This is a genomic window from Rahnella sp. 2050 (assembly GCF_040544515.1).
Classification (GTDB): domain Bacteria; phylum Pseudomonadota; class Gammaproteobacteria; order Enterobacterales; family Enterobacteriaceae; genus Rahnella; species Rahnella aceris.
Window position 1 is genome coordinate 20,292 of record NZ_JBEPKE010000013.1, and the last position, 15,746, is coordinate 36,037.

Consider the following 15,746-nt stretch of genomic DNA (forward strand, 5'->3'; position numbering starts at 1 on the left):
CGTCCCCATTAACGGTCCGGAGTTTGACGCATGAAGCCAGAAACACCCTCACTATCACTTCCTGACGATAACGTTGGCAGCCGCGCGGTGAAGCGCAGCAAGCCCGGTTATCAGCTACGCCGCAGCCGTATCGCCTGGCTGCTGGTGGCGCCATCTCTTCTGTTACTGGCCGCCGTTGCAGGCTGGCCGCTGTTCCGCACACTGTTTTACAGCTTCACCGATGCCATGCTGGATTCGCCCGATGATTACCGTTTTGTCGGCCTCACCAACTACATTGACCTGGCCGACGGTGCCCATTATTACGGCGTCCTGGCCGATCCGCTGTGGTGGAAGGCCGTTGGTAACACGCTGCGTTTCAGTGTGATGTCGGTGTCGCTTGAACTGGTGTTCGGCATGCTACTTGCCTTGCTGATGAACCAGAAGTTTCGCGGTCAGGGGCTGGTGCGAACCGCCATTCTGGTGCCGTGGGCGATCCCGACGATTGTGTCCGCCAGAATGTGGAGCTGGATGTTCCATGACCAGTATGGGGTGGTGAACAATCTGTTGCTCAGGCTTGGGGTTATTCACTCCCCGCTGGCGTGGGTAGCAGACCCGGGGTTATCCATGTGGGCGGTGGTCATCGTCGATGTCTGGAAAACCACACCGTTTATGGCGCTGATGCTGCTGGCCGCGTTGCAGCTGATTCCGCGCGATCTGTATGAAGCGGCGCGGATTGACGGGGCCAATACCTGGCAGCGTTTTCGTCGAATCACACTGCCGTTGATCATGCCGGCAATGATTGTCGCGCTGATTTTCCGCGTCATGGATGCGCTACGGGTGTTTGATCTGATTTATATCCTGACCTCCAACAGTGAAGCCACTGTGTCGGTGTCGGGTTATGCACGAGATTTGCTGGTGAGTTATCAGGAGATGGGATCCGGTTCCGCCGCGTCGGTACTGGTATTCATGATGGTGGCAGGGATTGCAGCCTGCTTCCTGATGCTGGGTCGCCGCCGCAATGGAGAGGAATAATCATGAAAATGAAACGTCAGCAGCAAAAACTCGCACAGCGTTCACTGATTTTTGCAGGATCTGCATTTGCCTGTTTGATCTGCCTGTTCCCGTTCTACTACGCGATTATCACCTCGCTACGTTCGGGGGCAAATCTGTTCACCGTGATCTGGTTGCCCAATGAAATGAACTGGGGGAATTACGTGACCGCGTTGATGGATAACGGCATTGCCCGCAGTCTCTTTAACTCGGCGGTGGTGGCAACGCTCACTGTTGGTCTGTGTCTGCTGGTGTCAATCACGGCTGCTTTTGCGCTGTCGCGCATTCGTTTTAAAGGGCGAAAGTATCTGCTGTTCACCATTCTCTGTGTGTCCATGTTCCCGCAGGTGGCTGTGCTGTCAGGTATGTTTGAGCTGGTGCGGTTTATGGGATTGTATGACTCGCTTGGCGCGCTGGTCCTGTCCTACACCACCTTTTCATTACCCTTCACAATCTGGGTGCTGACCACCTTTATGAAGGCGATTCCCGTCGAGCTGGAAGAAGCGGCAATCGTCGATGGTGCCAGCACCTGGACCATTATCAGCCGTATCTTTGTGCCCATCATGGGGCCGTCGCTGGTGACGACCGGACTGCTGGCGTTCATCGGCGCCTGGAATGAATTTATGTTTGCCCTGACGTTTGTGATTTCCGGCGACAAGCGAACCGTTCCCGTGGCGATCAGTATGTTGCAAGGATCTTCCCAATTCGAACTTCCATGGGGCGCCATCATGGCTTCCTCAGTCATCGTCACGCTTCCCATTGTGGTGCTGGTGCTTATTTTCCAGCGACGCATTGTCAGTGGATTAACCAACGGCGCAGTCAAAGGCTGATGCCTCAATCAGTATCGTCAGGAGACCCGAATAATATGGCTACAAAAATTGTTTTAGTGGGCGCAGGCAGTGCGCAGTTTGGTTACGGTACGCTGGGTGACATTTTCCAGAGCACCGCGCTGTACGGCAGTGAAATCGTACTCCATGACATCAATCCGGCCTCGCTGGCGGTAACGGAAAAGACGGCCCGTGATTTCCTGGCAAAAGAAGATCTCCCCTTTATCGTCAGTGCGACCACTGACCGTGCCACGGCGTTGCGCGGTGCCGGGTTTGTGATTATCTCGATTGAGGTGGGCGATCGTTTTGCCCTGTGGGATCTTGACTGGCAGATCCCGCAGCAGTATGGCATTCAGCAGGTCTATGGCGAGAACGGCGGCCCGGGGGGATTGTTCCATGCGCTGCGTATTATTCCGCCTATTTTGGACATCTGCGCCGACGTGGCCAACATTTGCCCTGACGCCTGGATATTTAATTATTCCAATCCGATGAGCCGCATTTGTACCACCGTGCATCGTGCCTTCCCTGAGCTGAATTTTGTCGGCATGTGTCACGAAATAGCGTCCCTTGAGCGCTATCTGCCTGAAATGCTGGGAACCTCCTTCGATAATCTGAATCTGCGTTCGGGTGGCCTCAACCACTTCAGCGTGCTGTTAGAAGCCCGGTATAAAGACAGTGGTAAAGACGCGTATGCCGACGTCAGGACCAAAGCCCCGGACTATTTCGCGACTTTGCCGGGTTACAGCGACATCCTGGCGTATACCCGCTCCCACGGTAAGTGGGTGGAAACCGAAGGCAGCACCGAACGTCATGCGCTCGGCGGCAAAGACAGCTCGTATCCCTGGGCAGACCGTACGTTATTCAAAGAAATCCTTGAGAAGTTTCACCACCTGCCTATCACCGGCGACAGCCATTTTGGCGAATACATCAGCTGGGCGGGCGAGGTCAGCGATCATCGCGGCATTCTCGACTTTTATACTTTCTATCGTAACTACCTCGGTGAGGTGCAGCCGAAGATTGAGCTTAAGTTGAAGGAGCGCGTGGTGCCCGTCATCGAGGGAATTCTGACCGACTCAGGCTATGAGGAGGCCGCCGTCAACATTCCGAACCGCGGATTTATCAAACAACTGCCAGCGTTTATCGCCGTGGAAGTGCCTGCGATTATTGACCGGAAAGGTGTACATGGGATCAAGATCGATGTCCCGGCCGGTATCGGCGGGTTACTCAGTAATCAGGTTGCCATCCACGACCTGACGGCGGAGGCCATCCTTGAAGGGGCCCGCGATCTGGTGATTCAGGCACTGCTGGTTGACCCGGTGAACAACAAATGCCGTGCTATTCCAGAACTGGTGGATGTGATGATTTCTCGTCAGAGCCCATGGCTTAACTATCTGAAATAAAGACAGACTCTATTGATGCCGGGAGCTTCCGGCATAACAACATCATGGATTCGGAGGGGAATATGGCGCAACTGACCTTGGACAAGATTCAAAAACGCTATGGTGCAAAGACAGAGGTCATCAAATCGCTGGATCTGCACATTAAAAGCGGAGAGTTTGTGGTGATCGTCGGGCCTTCCGGCTGCGGCAAGTCAACACTACTGCGGATGATTGCCGGGCTTGAGGAGATAAGTGGCGGGGGCATGTATATCGACGGGAACTATGTGAACGATGACACGCCGGCAGAACGCGGCATTGGCATGGTATTTCAGTCATATGCCCTCTATCCGCACATGAGCGTCTATCAGAACATGGCGTTTGGGCTGGAACTTGCGCGCCATCCGGCATCCGAAATCGACCAGCGCGTGCGTGAGTGCGCACGTATTTTACAGCTCGAACCCCTGCTGGCGAGACGGCCAAAAGACTTGTCCGGCGGCCAGCGCCAGCGTGTAGCGATTGGCCGTGCCATCGTCCGTGAACCCCGTCTGTTCCTGTTCGACGAACCGCTTTCAAACCTTGACGCTTCCCTGCGCGTGCAGATGCGCATGGAGGTGTCGGCCCTGCACAAACGTCTGGGCGTCACCATTATTTATGTTACCCACGATCAGGTTGAGGCGATGACGCTTGCCGACCGTATTGTGGTGCTCAATCAGGGCAACATCGAGCAAGTGGGCACGCCGCTGGAGCTGTACGACCAACCTGCCAATGAGTTTGTGGCGCAGTTTATCGGTTCGCCGAAGATGAATCTGCTTCCTGCCACGCTGCGCCAGGCGGGTGAACAACAAAGCGTGGTCGAGCTGGATAACGGCAAGGCGCTGGTTCTGCCTGTTGCCACGCCGGCAGCGGCACAGGGCCGCAGCGTGAACATTGGTATTCGCCCGGAACATATTCGCAGCGGCAATCGGGAAGAGTGTGAATATCAGGGAGAGGTGATGTTTGTTGAGCAGATGGGCAACGAAACTTTGTTGTATCTGGATAACGGCAATGCCAGTGAACCCTGGGTGGTCCGTCACGCAGAACGTTCAGCCATTCAGGTTGGCGAGATCGTTGGCGTGCGGCTGCCGGTGGAGCGCTGTTACCTGTTCGACAGTCACGGTCGGGCGTTCCATCGCCATCTGACCATGAATCATTAATCCGTTTAGGGAAGAGAAAGTCATGAGTGATATGCACAGCGCACAGCAGTGGAAGGATGCCGTGGTTTATCAGGTCTATCCGCGCAGCTTTATGGACAGTAACGGTGACGGTACCGGTGATCTCAACGGCATCATCAGTAAACTCGACTATTTGCAGCAGCTCGGCATCAATATGCTGTGGCTGTCGCCGGTTTATCGTTCGCCGATGGACGATAACGGCTATGACATCTCCGATTACGAGAATATTGCCGATATTTTTGGCTCGATGGCTGAAATAGAGCATCTGATCGCGGAAGCAAAAGCACGGGATATCGGCATTCTGATGGATCTGGTTGTCAATCACACCTCCGATGAGCATCCGTGGTTTATTGATGCGCTGACATCAAAAAACAGTGCTTACCGTGATTTCTACATCTGGCGCAAACCGGCGGCCGACGGCGGACCGCCCAATGATCAACGTTCCCATTTTGGCGGCAGCGCCTGGACACTGGATAAGGCCAGTGGGGAATATTATCTGCACCAGTTTTCAACGCGCCAGCCCGATCTCAACTGGGAAAATCCCGACGTACGTGCCGCCATCCACGCGATGATGAACCGCTGGCTGGCGCGTGGTATCGGCGGGTTCAGAATGGATGTTATTGACCTGATCGGCAAAGACGTCGATCAACAGATCATGGCAAACGGTAAAAATCTGCATCTTTATCTTCATCAGATGAACCGCGCCACCTTTGGCCCGTACGGCAGCATAACCGTTGGTGAGACGTGGAGTGCAACGCCGGAAGATGCACTGCTTTACAGCGCCGAAGCGCGGCAGGAACTGACGATGGTCTTTCAGTTTGAGCACATCAGGCTTTTCTGGGATGAACATCATGGAAAGTGGCGCAACAAGCCCTTTGATCTGCTGCATTTCAAGGCTGTTATCGACAAATGGCAGACAGCGTTAGCCCACCGCGGCTGGAACTCGCTGTTTTGGAGTAATCACGATTTGCCACGCGCCGTTTCCAAATTTGGCGATGACGGTCAGTATCGCGTCGAGTCGGCAAAAATGCTGGCCACAGCGCTCCATTGCCTTAAAGGCACGCCTTACATTTATCAGGGTGAAGAGATTGGCATGACCAACGTGCGTTTTCCGCGTATTGACGACTATCGGGATATTGAAAGTCTGAATTTGTATCAGGAACGGGTGGCCGAAGGCGTCAGTCACGAAGAGATGATGAGGGGGATCCACGCCAACGGTCGCGATAACGCCCGAACGCCGATGCAGTGGGACAGCAGTCAGCATGCTGGTTTTACAACATCACAGCCCTGGATTGACGTGAATCCCAATTATAAACAGATAAACGTGGCGGCGGCGCTTGACGATCCCAACTCTGTTTTTTACCACTACCAGAAACTTGTGGCGCTGCGTAAGCAACAACCGCTGCTGGTTCACGGCGACTTCAGGCAGATTTTCAACAGCCATCCGCAGGTTTTTGCCTGGTTACGCACGTCGGGCGACCAGACGCTGGTGGTGATCAATAATTTCACCCGTGAACCCCTGACGCTTGACGTGCCGGACAACCTGCAGTCGTTGCAGGGCCAGTGCCTGATCAGTAACTATGCGCCACGTGAGCAACTGGGTGCGCGTTTACAACTGCAACCCTATGAATCTTTTGCTTTATTAATCGGGAGTCTCTGATGGCAAACTGGTGGAAAGAGGCCGTGGCGTATCAGATCTATCCACGCAGCTTCAAAGACAGCAACCGCGATGGTATTGGCGATATTAACGGCATAACTGAAAAACTCGATTATCTTAAGGATCTGGGGATCGATCTGATCTGGATCTGTCCGATATATCAGTCACCCAACGACGACAACGGCTACGACATCAGCGATTACCAGCAAATCATGGCAGAATTCGGCACGATGGCCGATTTTGACCACCTGCTGAAGCAGGTTCATCTGCGCGGGATGCGGTTGATTATTGATTTGGTCGTTAATCATACTTCTGATGAACATCCCTGGTTTGTGGAGTCGGGTTCCTCCCTCGATAATCCGAAACGCGACTGGTACATCTGGCGCGACGGTAAACAGGGTGGGGAGCCGAATAACTGGGAGAGCATTTTTAACGGGTCCGCCTGGAAATATAGCGCGGCCACCGGGCAGTACTTTTTACATCTGTTTTCTGAAAGGCAGCCGGATCTCAACTGGGAGAACCCCGGCGTGCGCTCGGCCATTTACACCATGATGCGCTGGTGGCTTGATAAAGGCGTGGACGGCTTCCGAATTGATGCTATCTGTCATATGAAAAAAGAGCCAGCATTCAGTGACATGCCTAATCCGCAGGGACTCCCTTATGTGCCGTCGTTCGAACGCCATCTGAATTATGACGGATTGCTCGATTACGTCGATGACATGTGTGAACAGGTACTCAGCCGCTACGACATTGTTACCGTCGGTGAGATGAACGGCGTCACCGCTGAACAGGGCGAGGAGTGGGTTGGTGAGCAGCGCGGCAGACTGAATATGATCTTTCAGTTTGAGCACGTAAAGCTGTGGCAGGACGGTCAACACACTAAAGCGCAGTCTGGCCTCGATCTGATGGGCTTAAAAGATATTTTCACGCGCTGGCAGACGCTGCTGGAAAATAAAGGCTGGAATGCGTTATACGTCGAGAACCATGATCTTCCCCGCGTGGTGTCAGGATGGGGCGACGCGGAAAACTATCATCGTGAGAGTGCGACTGCCATTGCGGCTATGTACTTCCTGATGAAAGGAACGCCGTTTATCTATCAGGGACAGGAGCTCGGCATGACCAATACGCATTTCGCCAGCCTGGATGATTTTGACGATGTTGCCGCAAGAAAACGTGCGAGTGAAATGCGCAGACAGGGCATGGAGGAGTCAGACATTCTGGCAATTCTTAGCCGTACCGGGCGCGATAACTCACGTACACCGATGCAGTGGGATCACAGCATTCATGGCGGTTTCAGCTCCGTGACGCCCTGGTTTCCTGCAAACAGCAATTACCGCGAAATCAACGTCGCGCAGCAGCGCGAAGATAACCATTCCGTTCTGAATTTTTATCGTGCGCTGATCCGCCTGCGGCGGCAGATGCCAGCGCTGATTGAGGGGAACTATCAACTCCTGTTGCCTTCCCATCCCCATATTTACGCCTATCTGCGTACGCTGGAAAATCAGCAGATCCTGGTGATCGGTAATTTCAGCGCCTGTCCACAAGAGGTTGATTCACAACAGTTGGCGCTGGAAGGTGCGCAATTGCTACTGGGTAACTATCAGGAGGAGGGAGCGCTGCACATTTTACGGCCCTATGAAACACGGATTTATCAACGTTAAGCTCTGTCTGCGGGAATATTCTGCGCACAAACAGCCAGAATGCAGGGTTTACCTCCGGTAAGCCGTGGTTCCGTATCAACCCGAATCGAACTCACCTGACCCCAAATCTGACCACCAAATTCTCCCGGTGCGGAGGGGAAACTGAAAATGCAGCGGGAAGGTTTTCATGCTCACTGATTGCCTCAACGCCATACAGGCAGGGGCTCCGGCGTATAAAAACCAAAAAGCCCGCTTAAGTTTCCTTAAGCGGGCCTTTCTAATTTGGCTCCTCTGACTGGACTCGAACCAGTGACATACGGATTAACAGTCCGCCGTTCTACCGACTGAACTACAGAGGAATCGTTGGAACGGGGCGAATAATAGCGACTGCCTGTGGGCATGTCAAAGGGTTAACGAAAAAAGTTGTCTGACTGCTTTCTTAATATTCAACTTGTTGACTATTAAGGCAAAGTGATTAAAACCTCTGCCATTTTTCTGTACGTCACGCCTTTTCACGTCTGTATTGCACTAAAAGTATTCACAAGTTGCCTGATTGTTGTGCAGGAGTTATCGGTAAGTTTTATTCTGGCCGTTATTCTGCAAGTTTTTTGCCAGCCACTGGCCATAAAATCGTCATAAATTCAGATCTGCTGCACAAATTTCACTCATATTTCGAAACTGGCACACCCCGTGCATTGTTATTTTACTAACAACGGCTAGCTTTTTGACAATGAAGCAACAGGGGATTAACTGATGCAGCCAGCGCAGGATGTGATTGAACAAATCGAAGCCTCGTTTGCCGGGCAGACACCCACGGGCAAACGCATTGCCAGCTATCTGCTGGCAAATCTTGCACAGATCCCGTTTGAAACGGCGGACAGCATTGCGCGCAGCGCGGCGACCAGTGGCATTTCTGTCGGGCGATATCTGCGCAGTCTCGGCTATCGCAATCTCGATCACTTCAAGCAAACGCTGCGCCTGCAAAGCGGCACATCATATCAGCCGTGGGTGGTTACCGACCGTCTGGGCGCTTATCGCGAACGCAGCAAACAGCCGCAGCAGGAAAAGTTGCAACAGTCGCTGACGCTCGAACTCGAAGCCATTAATCACGTGTATCAGCTGGCGCAAACTGACAGTTTTGCACAGGTCAGCCGCCGTCTGGCCGATGCGGAGACGGTGTTTATTCTCGGTATCCAGTCGGTACGCGGCATTGCCAACAACTTCTCCAGTTATCTCGAGTACTTACGGCCAAAAGTCTATTTCGCCGACGGGCTTTCCGGCACCTATGTCGAATCCCTGAATTCGGAATTCGCGCAGCCTTATCTGGTGGTGACCGACACCCGTGCCTATTCGAAGATGGCGCAAACTTATTGCGAAGCTGCCTGTGAACGCGGCCTGAACGTGGCACTGATCACCGACATTTACTGTCCGTGGGCGCGCGATTATCCGGTGGATTTATTGCAGGTGAAAACCGACACCGGCCAGTTCTGGGACTCGATGGCGCCGCTAAGCTGCCTGTTCAATCTGTTGTGCTCGGCGGTGCTCGAACTGCGCGGTCACGATGTAGAACAGCGCCTGGCGAATAACCGCATCCTGCAAAAACAGCTTGGACAATTTGAATCCTGAATTTCTAAACCAGCGGACAGATTTATTGATGAATACGAAAACACCTGATGTTGCCCTGATCGATCTGGCTGAAATTCTGCCTGATGCGGTGATCGACCTGAAATATGCCACCGCCGATAACCTGACCGGTCAGCCGATTTATCGCGAATCCCTCTGCCTGCTGCATCCCGATGCCGCGTCGGCGTTGGTTCGTTGTAACGAAGTCGCGAAACTGGCCGGATTCACGTTGAAAATCTATGACGCTTACCGGCCGCAGGCGGCGCAGGCCTGTTTGTGGGCGGCGTTCCCGAATCCGGATTATGTGGTGGATATCAGACTCGGTTCGCACCACAGCCGCGGTGTGGCGGTGGATCTGACCTTGCTGGATGAGCAGGGTGAGGCGGTGGATATGGGCGCGGGCTTCGATGAAATGACCGAAGTATCGCATCCGTTTTACCCCGATTTACCGCCACATATTCAGCGTAACCGCTTGCTGCTTAACGCCGTGATGGCGGCGGGTGGCTTTAAGGGTATCACCAGCGAGTGGTGGCACTTTGAATTACCGGATGCCAAAACGTATCCGTTGTTGGAAGAGCGGTTCGGCTGCTATCCGCCGGTTAATGCCGCGTAATTATTGCACGTCTCTTATCACTTTTTGACAGAGCCAGGAGTTCTCAGATGAGCAACACAGCAATCAACACGTTCCGCAAAAATACGAAAACACAGGTCGCCGGTGCCATTTTTCTCGCCTTGTCAGGCTTAAGTTTTGCCACGCAGGCCGCCGTGCCGAAAGACATGCTGGTGATTGGTAAAGCAGCCGATCCGCAAACGTTGGATCCTGCGGTGACTATCGACAACAACGACTGGACGGTCACGTATCCGGCGTATCAGCGTCTGGTGCAGTATAAAACCGAAGACGGCAAAGGCTCGACGCAGGTTGAAGGGGATCTGGCGGCAAGCTGGACGGCATCACCGGATCAACGGGTCTGGACCTTCAAACTCAAGCCGGGCGCTAAATTTGATGACGGTTCCGACGTCAATGCCGATGCGGTGAAATGGTCGTTCGAACGACTGATGAAAATCGGTCAGGGGCCGTCGGAAGCCTTCCCGAAAGACATGACGGTGACCGTTGTCGATCCGATGACGGTGACCTTTACGCTCAAAACGCCGTTCGCGCCATTCCTGTACACGCTGGCAAATGACGGCGCGGGTATCGTCAATCCGGCGATTGCCAAAGCCAATCCGGCCGATGAAGGTAAGGCGTGGCTGGCGGGACATACTGCCGGTTCCGGCCCTTATAAACTCGATCGCTGGCAAAAAGGTCAGCAACTGGTGCTGGTGCCCAATCCGCATTACAGCGGCGCAAAACCAGCCTTTAAACGTGTGACCGTGAAAATTATCGGTGAAAGCGCCACCCGCCGCCTGCAACTGTCGCGCGGGGATCTGGACATTGCCGATTCCCTGCCGATGGACCAGCTGGCTGCCCTGAAAAAAGAAAATAAAGTCGCCGTGGAAGAATTCCCGTCGCTGCGCGTGACCTATCTGTATCTCAATAACGGCAAAACGCCGCTGAATCAGGTGGATTTACGCCGCGCAATTTCTTCTGCCGTGGATTATCAGGGCATGGTGAAAGGCATTCTCGGCGGTAACGCCAAACAAATGCGCGGGCCAATTCCTGATGGCATGTGGGGTTTCGACCCGACGGCGAAGCAATACACCTTAGATCTGACGCAGGCCAAAGCTGACCTGGAGAAAGTCAAAGACAAGCCGCAGACGCTGGACTTCCTGTACTCCGATAACGATCCGAACTGGGAATCCATCGCGCTTTCCGTGCAGGCCAGCCTCGGCCAGGCCGGGATTAACGTGAAGCTGGAAAAACTGGCTAACGCCACCATGCGTGACCGCATCGGGCAGGGTGATTACGACATCTCAATTGGTAACTGGAGCCCGGACTTCGCCGACCCGTACATGTTTATGAACTACTGGTTTGAGTCCGACAAAAAAGGCCTGCCCGGTAACCGTTCCTTCTACTCAAATCCTGACGTTGATGCGTTGCTGAAAAAAGCCGTGTCAGTGACCGATCAGAAACAGCGCACCGACTATTACCAGCAGGCGCAGAAAATCGTTATCGACGAAGCGGCATACGTGTATTTGTTCCAGAAAAACTATCAGGTGGCGATGAACAAAGACGTTAAAGGCTTTGTTTTCAACCCGATGCTGGAGCAAGTCTTCAATGTTGGTCAGATGCATAAGCAATAACCGCAATATCATTCACGAAAACCCCTTTCACGACCTGAAAGGGGTTTTACGGGGAAAAACTATGACTTTTTGGACTCTGATTCGCCAGCGCTGCTGGGGTCTGATACTGGTGATGGCGGGCGTGTGCGTCATTACTTTTATCATCTCGCATATGATCCCGGGTGATCCGGCGCGGCTGCTGGCGGGCGATCGGGCAAGTAATGAAATGGTCGAACATATCCGTGAGCAACTGGGGCTGAATCAGCCGCTTTACGTGCAGTTTTTCCGTTACGTCAGCGATTTGTTGCACGGCGATTTGGGCACGTCGATCCGTACCGGTCGTCCGGTACTCGAAGACCTGAAAGCGTTCTTCCCGGCGACCCTGGAACTGGCGGTCAGCGCACTGTTTCTGGCGATTGTGCTCTGCATTCCGCTGGGCGTGTTGTCGGCGGTGTACCGCAATAAATTTCCGGATCATCTGGTGCGTCTGCTTTCCGTGCTCGGCATTTCCACGCCTGCGTTCTGGCTGGGACTGGGCGTCATCATCCTGTTCTACGGGCATCTGAACCTGCTGCCGGGCGGCGGAAGGCTGGATGACTGGATGGATCCGCCCGCCAATATCACCGGCTTTTATGTGCTCGATTCCCTGCTGACCGGTAACCGGGACGCCTTCTGGAACAGCCTGCAACATCTGGCGATGCCTGCGCTGACGCTGGCGTTTGTACACATGGGGATCGTGGCGCGGCAAATTCGCTCGGCGATGCTTGAGCAACTGAGTGAAGACTACATTCGGACGGCGCGGGCTAACGGGTTGTCACGCTGGCGGGTGATCCTGAGCCACGCCTTGCCGAACGCGCTGATCCCGTCGGTCACCGTGCTTGGGCTGGCGATGGGCGATTTGTTGTATGGCGCGGTGCTGACCGAAACGGTGTTTGCCTGGCCGGGTATGGGCGCGTACGTGGTGAATTCGATTCAGGCGCTGGATTTCCCGGCGGTGATGGGTTTTGCGGTGGTGGTGTCGTTTGCCTACGTCATCGTCAATTTATGCGTCGATTTACTGTATGTGTGGATCGATCCGCGCATCGGCCGTGAGGGGTGAGCCAATGTCTGTGATTGAACCGGGCGTCAATAATCATCGGGCCGACATCGTGGCGCCAGATGTCAAACCGCGCTTTGCCAACTGGCGGCGCACATTCTATTTGCTGAGCCGCAGTCCGCTGACGATGTTAGGGCTGGCGATCATGCTGATTGTGCTTTTCATCATGATCTTTTCGCCGTGGCTGGTGCCGCATGATCCGAACGCCATCAGCCTGACCGACCGCTTGCAGGCACCTTCCGCGCTGCACTGGTTTGGGACTGATGAAGTCGGGCGGGATCTGTTCAGTCGTGTGCTGATAGGTAGCCAGCAATCCGTAGCCGCCGGGCTGGCGGTGGTGATCATCGCGGGCACGACAGGCTCGTTGCTTGGCTGTTTTTCCGGCGTGGTCGGCGGTGTGGTGGATGCGCTGATTATGCGCTGTATGGACATCATGCTGTCGGTGCCGTCGCTGGTATTAACCATGGCGCTGGCCGCCGCGCTCGGGCCGAGTTTGTTTAACGCCATGCTGGCGATTGCGGTGGTGCGCATTCCGTTTTATGTGCGGCTGGCGCGCGGTCAGACGCTGATGCTGCGTCATCAGGCTCATATGCAGGCTACGCGGACGTTCGGCGCGTCACGCTGGCATCTCATTACCTGGCACGTGCTGCGCAATGTGATGCCGCCGCTGGTGGTGCAGGCTTCTCTGGATATCGGTACCTCGATTCTGATGGCGGCAACGTTAGGGTTCATCGGCCTGGGCGCTCAACAACCGACCGCAGAGTGGGGCGCGATGGTCTCCAACGGCCGCAATTATATTCTCGATCAATGGTGGTATTCAGCCTTTCCAGGTGTGGCAATTCTGATTACCGCCACCGGTTTTAACCTGTTCGGCGACGGTCTGCGCGACCTGCTGGATCCGAAAAGCAGAGGGCGCTGAGATGACTGAACAATCCCAGGCGCCGGTACTGGAAATCGACAATCTGCAACTGGTCTTTCCGGTTTACGGCGGAGAAGTGAAAGCGCTGAATCAGGTGTCGCTTTCAGTGAACGCTGGCGAAATCGTCGGCGTGGTCGGTGAATCCGGCTCAGGCAAATCGGTCACGGCGATGATGGCGATGCGCCTGCTGCCACCTGACGGTTTTACCGTGACCGGCGGTGCGTTACGCATGCTCGGCACCGACGTGATTCACGCCAGTGAGGAGCAGATGCGCACATTGCGCGGCGCGCGCGTGGCGATGATTTTCCAGGAGCCGATGAACGCCCTGAATCCGACGCGTAAAATTGGCCGTCAGATGTGCGAAGTCATTTGTCTGCACCAAAAACTCAGCAAGGCACAGGCGTGGCAAAAAGCCATCGGCCTGCTGCAGGACATGCAGATTGCCGATGCGGAGCAGGTGATGTCACGTTATCCGTTCGAACTCTCCGGCGGTATGCGTCAGCGTGTGCTGATCGCCATGGCATTTTCCTGCGAGCCGGAGCTGATTATCGCCGATGAACCGACCACGGCGCTGGATGTTACGGTGCAGCGTCAGGTTTTGCGTTTGCTCCAGCGCAAAGCCCGTGCCAGCGGAACCGCCGTGTTATTTATCACTCACGATATGGCCGTGGTGTCCCAGCTTTGCGACCGGGTTTATGTGATGTATGCCGGACATGTGATTGAAAGCGGCAATACGACGGATGTGATCGACACGCCGTCGCATCCGTATTCCATCGGATTATTACAGGCCGCGCCGGAAAACGGCGAGCCGCGCAGCCTGCTGAAAGCCATTCCGGGCACGGTGCCGAATCTGGCCAAACTGCCGCAGGGCTGTGCGTTTCGTGGCCGCTGCAATCATGCCGATGACCAGTGCATACAGACACCGGCGCTGGCCCCGCTGCCGCATTTTCCGCAGCAATCTGTTGCCTGCTGGCATCCGCAGCGTCATGCCGGCGAAATCCACATTCAACGCATTGAGGAGCATTCCTGATGATGGCTGAGGCACTGGTAGAGTTGCAGGATGTGCGCGTGCGGTTCGCGGCCAGTTATAACTGGCGCGGCAAACCCACCAGTTATGTGCACGCGCTGAACGGGCTGGATCTCAATATTATCCGCGGCGAAACGCTAGGCATTGTCGGCGAATCCGGTTGCGGGAAAAGCACGCTGGCGCAGTTGCTGATGGGGCTGCAAAAGCCGAGCAGCGGCGAAGTGCACCGCGCACGCCATGACAATTCCTGGTTCGGTTCAGGCATGCAAATGGTGTTTCAGGATCCGCAGTCGTCGCTGGATCCACGTCTGCCGGTCTGGCGGATCATCACCGAACCGGTGTTCGTGCAAAAACACAACAGCAGCCGCGAGCGTCGTGAACTGGCTGCGACGCTGGCAGAGCAGGTGGGGATCCGCAGGGAATACCTCGACCGTCTGCCGCATGAGTTTTCCGGCGGTCAGCGTCAGCGTATTTCTATCGCCCGTGCGCTGTCTTCAGAGCCAGACATCATCGTGCTGGATGAGCCGACCTCGGCGCTGGATATTTCAGTGCAGGCGCAAATCCTCAATTTGCTGGTGGAACTGCAACGCCAGCGCAACCTGACTTATGTGCTGATTTCTCACAATGTGTCGGTTGTTCGCCACATGAGTGACCGCGTGGCGGTGATGTATCTCGGGCAAATTGTGGAACTGGGCACTGCGGAAAACGTATTGTCCGAACCGCAACATCCTTACACCCGTCTGCTGCTGGATTCGGTTCCCCGCGCCGGTCGTCAGCTTGATGAAGGGATAGTCGATAAGAAAGGTGAATTACCCAGCAACCGTAACCTGCCGATGGGATGTTACTTCCGCGAACGTTGTCCGCTGGCCGGGGATGGTTGTCAGATGCCGCAGGATCTTGTGCATGGGGTGGGCGGCGTGGTGGCGAGGTGTCATCGGGTTATGCCGGAGCGGGTGTAGTTTTTAGCTCCTCCCCTGCGAAGGGAAGGAAGCACGCCAGTTAAATCTGACCAGAGTTTGGTTTTAGCTCCTCCCCCTGCGAAGGGGGAGGCGGGGAGGGGGTATTAATGGCGAAAAGATTGTTGAAGTATCCGCCGGGTAAAAACGTGCCAAAGCAAA

The 15,746-nt window shown here is 54.8% G+C and carries 13 protein-coding genes and 1 tRNA gene; 13 read left to right on the forward strand and 1 reads right to left on the reverse strand.

Features of this window, described 5'->3' with window-relative positions; translation table 11 throughout:
* Window positions 1-30 precede the first annotated feature (30 nt).
* From ABIC79_RS24790 to ABIC79_RS24815, 6 genes are all read left to right on the forward strand, one after another.
* Window positions 31-1,011, forward strand: coding sequence for a carbohydrate ABC transporter permease (locus ABIC79_RS24790; RefSeq protein ID WP_013575989.1), 981 nt, complete (start codon window positions 31-33; stop codon window positions 1,009-1,011).
* A 2-nt stretch (window positions 1,012-1,013) separates the two neighbouring features.
* Complete coding sequence (locus tag ABIC79_RS24795) at window positions 1,014-1,859, forward strand: carbohydrate ABC transporter permease (protein WP_354568805.1); 846 nt, start codon at window positions 1,014-1,016, stop codon at window positions 1,857-1,859.
* A 35-nt stretch (window positions 1,860-1,894) separates the two neighbouring features.
* Entirely contained in the window at window positions 1,895-3,256 is a 1,362-nt protein-coding gene (locus tag ABIC79_RS24800) for a family 4 glycosyl hydrolase (protein WP_354568807.1), read from the forward strand.
* 62 nt (window positions 3,257-3,318) lie between these two features.
* Window positions 3,319-4,428, forward strand: coding sequence for an ABC transporter ATP-binding protein (locus ABIC79_RS24805; RefSeq protein ID WP_354568809.1), 1,110 nt, complete (start codon window positions 3,319-3,321; stop codon window positions 4,426-4,428).
* A 22-nt stretch (window positions 4,429-4,450) separates the two neighbouring features.
* The gene (locus ABIC79_RS24810) at window positions 4,451-6,106 is read left to right on the forward strand and encodes an alpha,alpha-phosphotrehalase (protein ID WP_354568811.1); all 1,656 of its coding nucleotides are present in this window, start codon (window positions 4,451-4,453) and stop codon (window positions 6,104-6,106) included.
* The gene (locus tag ABIC79_RS24815; RefSeq protein ID WP_217147263.1) at window positions 6,106-7,764 is read left to right on the forward strand and encodes a glycoside hydrolase family 13 protein; all 1,659 of its coding nucleotides are present in this window, start codon (window positions 6,106-6,108) and stop codon (window positions 7,762-7,764) included. Before ABIC79_RS24810 ends, ABIC79_RS24815 begins: the two co-directional genes overlap by 1 nt.
* A gap of 262 nt (window positions 7,765-8,026) precedes the next feature.
* On the opposite strand, the gene ABIC79_RS24820 is transcribed toward ABIC79_RS24815, so the two are convergent.
* Window positions 8,027-8,102: transfer RNA gene (locus tag ABIC79_RS24820), tRNA-Asn, on the reverse strand.
* 394 nt (window positions 8,103-8,496) lie between these two features.
* On the opposite strand from ABIC79_RS24820, the gene ABIC79_RS24825 reads away from it, so the two are divergent.
* From ABIC79_RS24825 to ABIC79_RS24855, 7 genes are all read left to right on the forward strand, one after another.
* Window positions 8,497-9,369, forward strand: coding sequence for a MurR/RpiR family transcriptional regulator (locus tag ABIC79_RS24825; RefSeq protein WP_354568814.1), 873 nt, complete (start codon window positions 8,497-8,499; stop codon window positions 9,367-9,369).
* A 28-nt stretch (window positions 9,370-9,397) separates the two neighbouring features.
* Complete coding sequence (ddpX, locus tag ABIC79_RS24830) at window positions 9,398-9,979, forward strand: D-alanyl-D-alanine dipeptidase (protein ID WP_013575982.1); 582 nt, start codon at window positions 9,398-9,400, stop codon at window positions 9,977-9,979.
* A 47-nt stretch (window positions 9,980-10,026) separates the two neighbouring features.
* Window positions 10,027-11,607, forward strand: coding sequence for an ABC transporter substrate-binding protein (locus ABIC79_RS24835; protein ID WP_131637888.1), 1,581 nt, complete (start codon window positions 10,027-10,029; stop codon window positions 11,605-11,607).
* 61 nt (window positions 11,608-11,668) lie between these two features.
* Window positions 11,669-12,685, forward strand: a complete 1,017-nt coding sequence (locus tag ABIC79_RS24840) for an ABC transporter permease (protein WP_354568817.1) — start codon at window positions 11,669-11,671, stop codon at window positions 12,683-12,685.
* Window positions 12,686-12,689: 4 nt separating this feature from the next.
* Entirely contained in the window at window positions 12,690-13,601 is a 912-nt protein-coding gene (gene ddpC / locus ABIC79_RS24845; RefSeq protein WP_354568819.1) for a D,D-dipeptide ABC transporter permease, read from the forward strand.
* Window position 13,602: 1 nt separating this feature from the next.
* Window positions 13,603-14,631, forward strand: a complete 1,029-nt coding sequence (locus ABIC79_RS24850; protein ID WP_354568821.1) for an ABC transporter ATP-binding protein — start codon at window positions 13,603-13,605, stop codon at window positions 14,629-14,631.
* Entirely contained in the window at window positions 14,631-15,587 is a 957-nt protein-coding gene (locus ABIC79_RS24855) for an oligopeptide/dipeptide ABC transporter ATP-binding protein (protein ID WP_354568823.1), read from the forward strand. Before ABIC79_RS24850 ends, ABIC79_RS24855 begins: the two co-directional genes overlap by 1 nt.
* Window positions 15,588-15,746: the final 159 nt, after the last annotated feature.

What these genes read in the sequence shown, in the direction of transcription:
- ABIC79_RS24790 (WP_013575989.1), top strand. Translation starts at nt 31, where the DNA reads ATGAAGCCAGAAACACCCTCACTATCACTTCCTGACGATAACGTTGGC.
- ABIC79_RS24795 (WP_354568805.1), top strand. Translation starts at nt 1,014, where the DNA reads ATGAAAATGAAACGTCAGCAGCAAAAACTCGCACAGCGTTCACTGATT.
- ABIC79_RS24800 (WP_354568807.1), top strand. Translation starts at nt 1,895, where the DNA reads ATGGCTACAAAAATTGTTTTAGTGGGCGCAGGCAGTGCGCAGTTTGGT.
- ABIC79_RS24805 (WP_354568809.1), top strand. Translation starts at nt 3,319, where the DNA reads ATGGCGCAACTGACCTTGGACAAGATTCAAAAACGCTATGGTGCAAAG.
- ABIC79_RS24810 (WP_354568811.1), top strand. Translation starts at nt 4,451, where the DNA reads ATGAGTGATATGCACAGCGCACAGCAGTGGAAGGATGCCGTGGTTTAT.
- ABIC79_RS24815 (WP_217147263.1), top strand. Translation starts at nt 6,106, where the DNA reads ATGGCAAACTGGTGGAAAGAGGCCGTGGCGTATCAGATCTATCCACGC.
- ABIC79_RS24825 (WP_354568814.1), top strand. Translation starts at nt 8,497, where the DNA reads ATGCAGCCAGCGCAGGATGTGATTGAACAAATCGAAGCCTCGTTTGCC.
- ddpX (WP_013575982.1), top strand. Translation starts at nt 9,398, where the DNA reads ATGAATACGAAAACACCTGATGTTGCCCTGATCGATCTGGCTGAAATT.
- ABIC79_RS24835 (WP_131637888.1), top strand. Translation starts at nt 10,027, where the DNA reads ATGAGCAACACAGCAATCAACACGTTCCGCAAAAATACGAAAACACAG.
- ABIC79_RS24840 (WP_354568817.1), top strand. Translation starts at nt 11,669, where the DNA reads ATGACTTTTTGGACTCTGATTCGCCAGCGCTGCTGGGGTCTGATACTG.
- ddpC (WP_354568819.1), top strand. Translation starts at nt 12,690, where the DNA reads ATGTCTGTGATTGAACCGGGCGTCAATAATCATCGGGCCGACATCGTG.
- ABIC79_RS24850 (WP_354568821.1), top strand. Translation starts at nt 13,603, where the DNA reads ATGACTGAACAATCCCAGGCGCCGGTACTGGAAATCGACAATCTGCAA.
- ABIC79_RS24855 (WP_354568823.1), top strand. Translation starts at nt 14,631, where the DNA reads ATGATGGCTGAGGCACTGGTAGAGTTGCAGGATGTGCGCGTGCGGTTC.